Here is a 6,389-nt window from a genome sequence, read left to right as displayed (position 1 = left end):
CCGCGCGGTGGACGGCCCGGAAGGCGGCACGGAGAGCGGCACGCCGGGCGGTGCGTACACCGGCACCCGGGCGCTGACCCGGCTGACGCTGGCCCCGCCGCCCTCCGGGCCCGGGAGCGCGCTGGACCTCGCCGCGTTCGGCGAGACCGTGCCCCGCGCGGGCGACGACGTCGTCCGCCTCGCCGACGCCACCCGCAGCGTCTACCGCAAGGTCGTCGTCCGCGGCGACCGGCTGGTGGGCGGCATCCTCCTGGGCGACCTCGGCACCGTCGGCGCCCTCGCCCGCGCCTGGGAGGGCGACGAGCCGCTGCCCTCCGCACCGCTGCTCCACCTGCTCACCAACGATGGAGGCCTGTAGACATGCCAAGGACGCCACGCCCCACGATCGTGCTCGTCGGGCACGGGATGGTCGGCCAGCGGTTCCTGGAGGAGCTCGCGAGCCGGAAGGTGACCGAGCGGGCCCGGGTGGTCGTGCTGTGCGAGGAGCCGCGGCCCGCGTACGACCGCGTGCAGCTCACCTCGTACTTCTCCGGCCGCTCCCCCGAGGAGCTGTCCATGGTGGACGAGGGCTTCATGGAGCGGCACGGCATCGAGCTGCACCTGGGCGACCCGGCGGTCGCCGTCGACCGCGCGGCGCGCACGGTGACCTCGCGCGCCGGGCTGGAGATCGGCTACGACACGCTGGTGCTGGCCACCGGCTCCTACCCGTTCGTGCCGCCCGTGCCGGGGAGCGGCGGCACCGGCTGCTTCGTCTACCGCACGGTGGAGGACCTGCTCGCCATCGAGGAGTACGCGGGAAGGAGCCGGGTGGGCACGGTCGTCGGCGGCGGCCTGCTGGGCCTGGAGGCGGCCGGCGCCCTCAGCGGCCTGGGCCTTGAGACCCACGTCGTGGAGTTCAACCCGCGTCTGATGGCCCTCCAGGTCGACGAGGGCGGCGGCGCCGCCCTGCGCCGCACCGTCGAGGAGATGGGCCTGACCGTCCACACGGGCGTGGGCGGCCAGGAGATCGCCACCGGCGACGACGGCGCCGTCACCGCGATGACGCTCTCGGACGGCTCGGTGATCGCCACCGACATGGTGGTCTTCTCCGCGGGCGTGCGCCCCCGCGACGAACTGGCCCGCGACTGCGGCCTGCCGGTCGGCGAGCGCGGCGGCATCGTCGTCGACGAGCGCTGCCGCACCGCCGACGAGGCCGTGTACGCGATCGGCGAGTGCGCGAGGGCCGCGGACGGCATGGTGTACGGCCTGGTGGCGCCCGGCTACGAGATGGCGCGGGTCGCGGCCGAGACGATCGCCGGCGGCGCACGGGCTTCCTTCACCGGCGCCGACACCTCCACCAAGCTCAAGCTGCTGGGCGTGGACGTCGCCTCGTTCGGCGACGCGCACGGAAGGGCCGAGGGCTGTCTGGACGTCGTCTACTCCGACTCGCGCGCCGGGGTCTACAAGAAGCTGGTGGTCGCCGCCGACGGCACCCTGCTGGGCGGCGTGCTGGTCGGCGACGCCGAGGCGTACGGCATGCTGCGCCCGCTGACCGGCAGCGTCCCGCCGGTGGCTCCCGAGCAGCTCGTCCTGCCGGCCGGGACCGGGGCGCCGGCGGCGCTGGGCCCGTCCGCGCTGCCGGACGAGGCGGTGGTGTGCAGCTGCCACAACGTCACCAAGGGCACCGTCCGCGCGGCCGTCACCGAGCACGCGTGCACCACCGTGCCCGAGGTGAAGAAGTGCACGAAGGCGGGCACCGGCTGCGGAAGCTGTGTGAAGGTGCTCACCGCGCTCGTCAACGACGAGCTGGAGGCGAGCGGCGTCACCGTCGACAAGGGCCTGTGCGGCTGCTTCGCCCACACCCGCGGCGAGCTGTACGAGATCGTCCGCACCAGGCGGCTGTCCACCTTCGCCGAGCTGCTGGACGGCCACGGCCGCCAGGAGGCCCGCGGCGGGGAGGGCTGCGAGATCTGCAAGCCGGCCGTCGCCTCGATCATCGCCTCGCTCGCCCCGGCTCTGGGCGCCAGCGGCTACGTCCTGGACGGCGAGCAGGCGGCGCTCCAGGACACCAACGACCACCACCTGGCCAACATCCAGCGCAACGGCTCGTACTCGGTCGTGCCGCGCATCCCCGGCGGTGAGATCACGCCCGAGAAGCTGATCGTGATCGGCGAGGTGGCCCGCGACTTCGGGCTCTACACCAAGATCACCGGTGGCCAGCGGATCGACCTGTTCGGCGCCCGCGTCGACCAGCTCCCGGCGATCTGGGCCCGGCTGGTGGACGCCGGCTTCGAGTCGGGCCACGCCTACGGCAAGGCGCTGCGCACGGTGAAGTCGTGCGTGGGCCAAACCTGGTGCCGCTACGGGGTGCAGGACTCGGTACGCATGGCCATCGACCTGGAGCTGCGCTACCGGGGCCTGCGCGCGCCGCACAAGCTGAAGTCGGCGGTCTCCGGGTGCCAGCGCGAGTGCGCCGAGGCGCGGAGCAAGGACTTCGGGGTGATCGCCACGGCGAACGGCTGGAACCTGTACGTGGGCGGCAACGGCGGCGCGACCCCGCGCCACGCCGACCTGCTGGCCAAGGACCTGTCGGACGCCGAGCTGGTGCGGCTGATCGACCGCTTCCTGATGTTCTACATCCGCACCGCCGACCGGCTGGAGCGCACGGCCGCCTGGCTGGAGCGGATCGAGGGCGGCCTGGACCACGTGCGCGACGTGGTCGTCCACGACTCGCTGGGGCTGTGCGCGGAGCTGGAGGCCCTGATGGCCGACCACGTGGCGAACTACCGCGACGAGTGGGCCGCGACGCTGGACGACCCCGAGCGGCTGCGGCGGTTCGTGTCCTTCGTCAACGCCCCGGGCGCGCCGGACCCGTCGGTGCGCTTCGTCGCCGAGCGCGAGCAGGTCCGGCCCGACCTGACCCTCCTGTCCGGCCCCGACATCCCCGTCCGCACGCTCGATGCTCTCGAAGGGAGCGCTGCCCGATGACCGCAGTGACGACAGAAGTGGCGACCGAAGTGGCGACGCGGACCACGGCCACGGCGACGACCCCGGCCACCGCGGCGGCGACGGCCGTCACCGCCTCCGGGGAGGAACGGGCGGCCGGGGCGCGGGTGGAGGTGCGCGCCGACGGCGGCTGGGCCGCGGTGTGCGGTCTGTCCGACCTGGTGCCGGGGCGGGGGGTGGCGGCGCTGCTGCCCGACGGCCGGCAGATCGCCGTGTTCCGGGACCGGGCGGGCCGGACGTACGCCGTCGGCAACCGCGACCCGTTCACGGGCGCCTACGTGCTCTCGCGCGGGCTGCTGGGCTCGGCGGGCGGCCGGGCCTTCGTGGCCTCCCCGCTGCTGAAGCAGCGCTTCGACCTGGCCACGGGCCGGTGTCTGGACGACGACGCGGTGTCGGTGCCGGTGTACGCGGTCCGCACGCGCTGAGGAGCACCCGGGACGGCGGCGGCCGGCGGGAGACGGCGGGGAAACCGCAGGAGACGGAGCGAAGCGGCAAAGGGCCGCGGAAGGACCCCGGCCGCGGCCCGTGTGGGGCGGGCCGCGACCGGGGCCGTCCGCCCCGCCCGGCGCTCCGGCCGCCCTGCCCTGGCGGCCCGGCGCACCGGACGGGAGCCGGTGTCAGCCCGCGGCGCACTCCTGTCCGCCGAGGCTGACGCGGGTGCCGTCCTGGGCGGCGCCCCCGCTGGTCTGGAAGCCGAAGGAGATCGTCCCACCGGCCGAGACCGTGCCGTTGTAGGCGGCGTTGGAGACGGTGACGGTGCTGCCGCTCTGCGAGAAGGCGCCGTTCCAGCCGTTGGCCAGGTTCACCCCGGCCGGCAGGTCGAACTGCGCGCGCCAGCCGTTCAGGGCCTGTCCGGTGCGGATGGTCACGGAGACGACCGAGCCGGTGTCCCAGCGGTTGGAGACGGTGAAGGCGGCGGAGCAGTCGCCGGTGGGCGGCTCGGGGTCGCCCGGGTCGTCGGGGTCGTCCGGGTCGTCCGGGTCACCGGGGTTGCCTCCGCCCGCCGCGACGAAGGCGTCGCGCAGCGCGTCGTAGGCCGGCTTGGGCCGGTAGTTCTCGTCCCAGGGGCAGGCCGCGCCCTCTCCCTGGAAGACGTCCGGCACCCAGGAGTCCCGGTCGCTGACGCCCCAGACGGTGATGCCGGAGCACCGGGAGACCGCCAGGCAGGCGTCGGCCACCGCGCGGTAGTCGCGGGCCTGCTGCTGGAGCTTGGAGCTGTCGGACGGCATCCGCATCCGGATGTCCAGCTCGGTGACCGCGACCTCGAGACCCAGGTCGGCGAAGCGCTGGAGGTTCTGCCGGATCGCCTGGCCGTTGACCTGGCCGACGATGAGGTGGTTCTGGAAGCCGACGCCGTCGATCGGCACGCCCTGTGCCTTCAGGTCCCTGACCAGCCGGTACAGGCCGTCGCTCTTGGCGTTGGCCGTCTCGGTGTTGTAGTCGTTGATGAACAGCTTGGCGTCCGGGTCCGCGGCGCGGGCGGCCCGGAAGGAGTCCGCGATGTAGGACGCGCCGAGCTGCTGGTAGAACTTGCTCTGCCGGAGCGAGCCGTCCTCGTTGAACACCTCGTTGACCACGTCCCAGCGCTGGACCTTGCCCTTGTAGCGGCTGACCTGGGTGGTGACGTGGTCGGTCACGATGGTGCGCAGCTCGCTGTTGGAGAACGACCCGTTCTGCAGCCAGCCCGGCATCTGGCTGTGCCAGACCAGGGTGTGGCCGTAGACGAGCTGGTCGTTGGCCTGGGCGAACTGGACCAGTCGGTCGCCCCCGGCCCAGTTGAACTGGCCGCGCTGGGGTTCGACCGCGTCCCACTTCATGGCGTTCTCGGCGGTGACGCTGTCGAACTCGGTGCTGACGATGTCGCTGTAGGTCCCGTTGCTCAGCAGGCCGTCGTTGACGGCCGTGCCGATGAAGCGGCCGGTGGACTCGGCGACTTCGCGCAGGGAGGGGTCGGCCGCCTGGCTCGGGGCACTGAACCCGAAGGTCAGGGCCGCGGCCGCGGCGGAGGCGGCTACGGCCGCCCGGGCTAAACGACGTACGGTGCGTACACGGTGCTGCCTCATGCTGGGGTGTCCCTCTCTCGACGCCCCGGAACTCTTTCCGGAAGACTGTTGGAAGGTTTCGAGGGTGCGCCGGGAACGGTAGAGCCGATGGGAACGCCCGTCAACGGTGTGCGCGTGTGGAGGAGAGAGCATGGGAGACGGCATGACGGACGGCGCGGTCGCCGCGGCCGGCAAAGTCGCGGAGCAGAGGATGGCACCCAAGGTGGAGCAGAAGGTCACGATCACGGCGATCGCCCAGGAGGCGGGGGTCTCGGTCCCCACGGTCTCGCGGGTGGTCAACGGGCGCTCGGACGTCGCGCCCGCGACCCGGGCCAGGGTCGAGGAGCTGCTGCGGCAGTACGGCTACCGCCGCCGCACGGCCTCCTCCGGCGACCGGCCGGCCCTGATCGACCTGGTCTTCAACGATCTCGACAGCCCCTGGGCGGTGGAGATCATCCGCGGCGTGGAGGAGACCACGCACGAGGTGGGCTTCGGCACGGTGGTCTCGGCGATCCACGACCGCGCGGGCTCGGCCCGGCAGTGGATGCGCAACCTGCGGGCCCGCGCCTCGGGGGGCGTGATCCTGGTGACCTCGGTCCTGGAGCCGGTCCTCCACGAGGAGCTGCACCGCCTCGGCGTGCCGCTGGTGGTGGTGGACCCCTCCGGCTCCCCGGCCCTGGACGCCCCGACGGTGGGCGCCACCAACTGGGCCGGCGGCATGTCCGCCACCGAGCACCTGCTGGAGCTGGGCCACCGCCGCATCGGCTTCATCGCCGGGCCGCCGAGACTGCTGTGCAGCCGCGCCCGGCTGGACGGCTACCGCGCCGCGCTGGAGGCCGCGGGCGTCGGAGTGGACGACCGGCTGATGGTGCCGGGCGACTTCTACCACGAGTCCGGTTTCACCGGCTGCAACCGGCTGATGGACCTGGACGAGCCGCCCACCGCCCTGTTCGCGGCCAGCGACCAGATGGCGCTGGGCGCGATCGAGGCGCTGCGGCGGCGCGGGATGCGGGTGCCGGAGGACGTCAGCATCGTCGGGTTCGACGACCTTCCGGAAGTCCGCTGGTCCGCTCCGCCGCTGACGACGGTGCGCCAGCCGCTGGTGGAGATGGGCAAGGTCGCGGCCCGCACCGTACTGCGTCAGGCCAGAGGTGAGGAGATCGACTCCCCGCGCGTGGAACTCGCCACTGAGCTGGTCGTTCGTGCCAGTACGGCACCGCTGCGGAACTGATCCCGGCAGCGGACCGGACAACTCCGTATAACGGGCGCATCACGCTGCCGGGCCAGAGGTCCCGTTTTTTGTCAGACCTGTTGACACGGCTGAAACGCGTACGTACTTTCCCACCACCACTACCGATAATT

Annotated in this window: 4 protein-coding genes and 1 pseudogene; 4 read left to right on the top strand and 1 reads right to left on the bottom strand. The window is 73.0% G+C overall.

Features of this window, described 5'->3' with window-relative positions:
• The 3 genes and pseudogenes from ACLIYP_RS06355 to nirD all read left to right on the top strand — a co-directional run.
• Window positions 1–358: pseudogene (locus ACLIYP_RS06355) on the top strand (NAD(P)/FAD-dependent oxidoreductase); the annotation flags it as partial.
• 2 nt (window positions 359–360) lie between these two features.
• Entirely contained in the window at window positions 361–2,967 is a 2,607-nt protein-coding gene (gene nirB / locus ACLIYP_RS06350) for a nitrite reductase large subunit NirB (protein ID WP_412712160.1), read from the top strand.
• Complete coding sequence (gene nirD, locus ACLIYP_RS06345; protein ID WP_412712159.1) at window positions 2,964–3,410, top strand: nitrite reductase small subunit NirD; 447 nt, start codon at window positions 2,964–2,966, stop codon at window positions 3,408–3,410. The genes nirB and nirD overlap by 4 nt, the downstream gene beginning before the upstream one ends.
• 192 nt (window positions 3,411–3,602) lie before the next feature.
• On the opposite strand, the gene ACLIYP_RS06340 is transcribed toward nirD, so the two are convergent.
• A complete protein-coding gene (locus tag ACLIYP_RS06340) occupies window positions 3,603–5,048 on the bottom strand; it encodes an endo-1,4-beta-xylanase (protein ID WP_412712158.1) in 1,446 nt (481 codons plus the stop codon).
• Window positions 5,049–5,238: 190 nt separating this feature from the next.
• Here ACLIYP_RS06340 and ACLIYP_RS06335 point away from each other — a divergent pair, with 190 nt between their 5' ends.
• Window positions 5,239–6,258, top strand: a complete 1,020-nt coding sequence (locus ACLIYP_RS06335) for a LacI family DNA-binding transcriptional regulator (protein WP_412712162.1) — start codon at window positions 5,239–5,241, stop codon at window positions 6,256–6,258.
• Window positions 6,259–6,389 lie beyond the last annotated feature (131 nt).

The organism is Streptomyces nanhaiensis (assembly GCF_046614825.1).
Classification (GTDB): Bacteria; Actinomycetota; Actinomycetes; order Streptomycetales; family Streptomycetaceae; genus Streptomyces; species Streptomyces radiopugnans.
Note: the sequence above shows the minus strand (reverse complement) of the source record. Positions and strands in the feature narration are given on the sequence as shown.

Excerpts from the sequence above, each read along its gene's own strand:
- nirB (WP_412712160.1), top strand. The coding sequence starts at position 361 with ATGCCAAGGACGCCACGCCCCACGATCGTGCTCGTCGGGCACGGGATG.
- nirD (WP_412712159.1), top strand. The coding sequence starts at position 2,964 with ATGACCGCAGTGACGACAGAAGTGGCGACCGAAGTGGCGACGCGGACC.
- ACLIYP_RS06340 (WP_412712158.1), bottom strand. The coding sequence starts at position 5,048 with ATGAGGCAGCACCGTGTACGCACCGTACGTCGTTTAGCCCGGGCGGCC.
- ACLIYP_RS06335 (WP_412712162.1), top strand. The coding sequence starts at position 5,239 with ATGGCACCCAAGGTGGAGCAGAAGGTCACGATCACGGCGATCGCCCAG.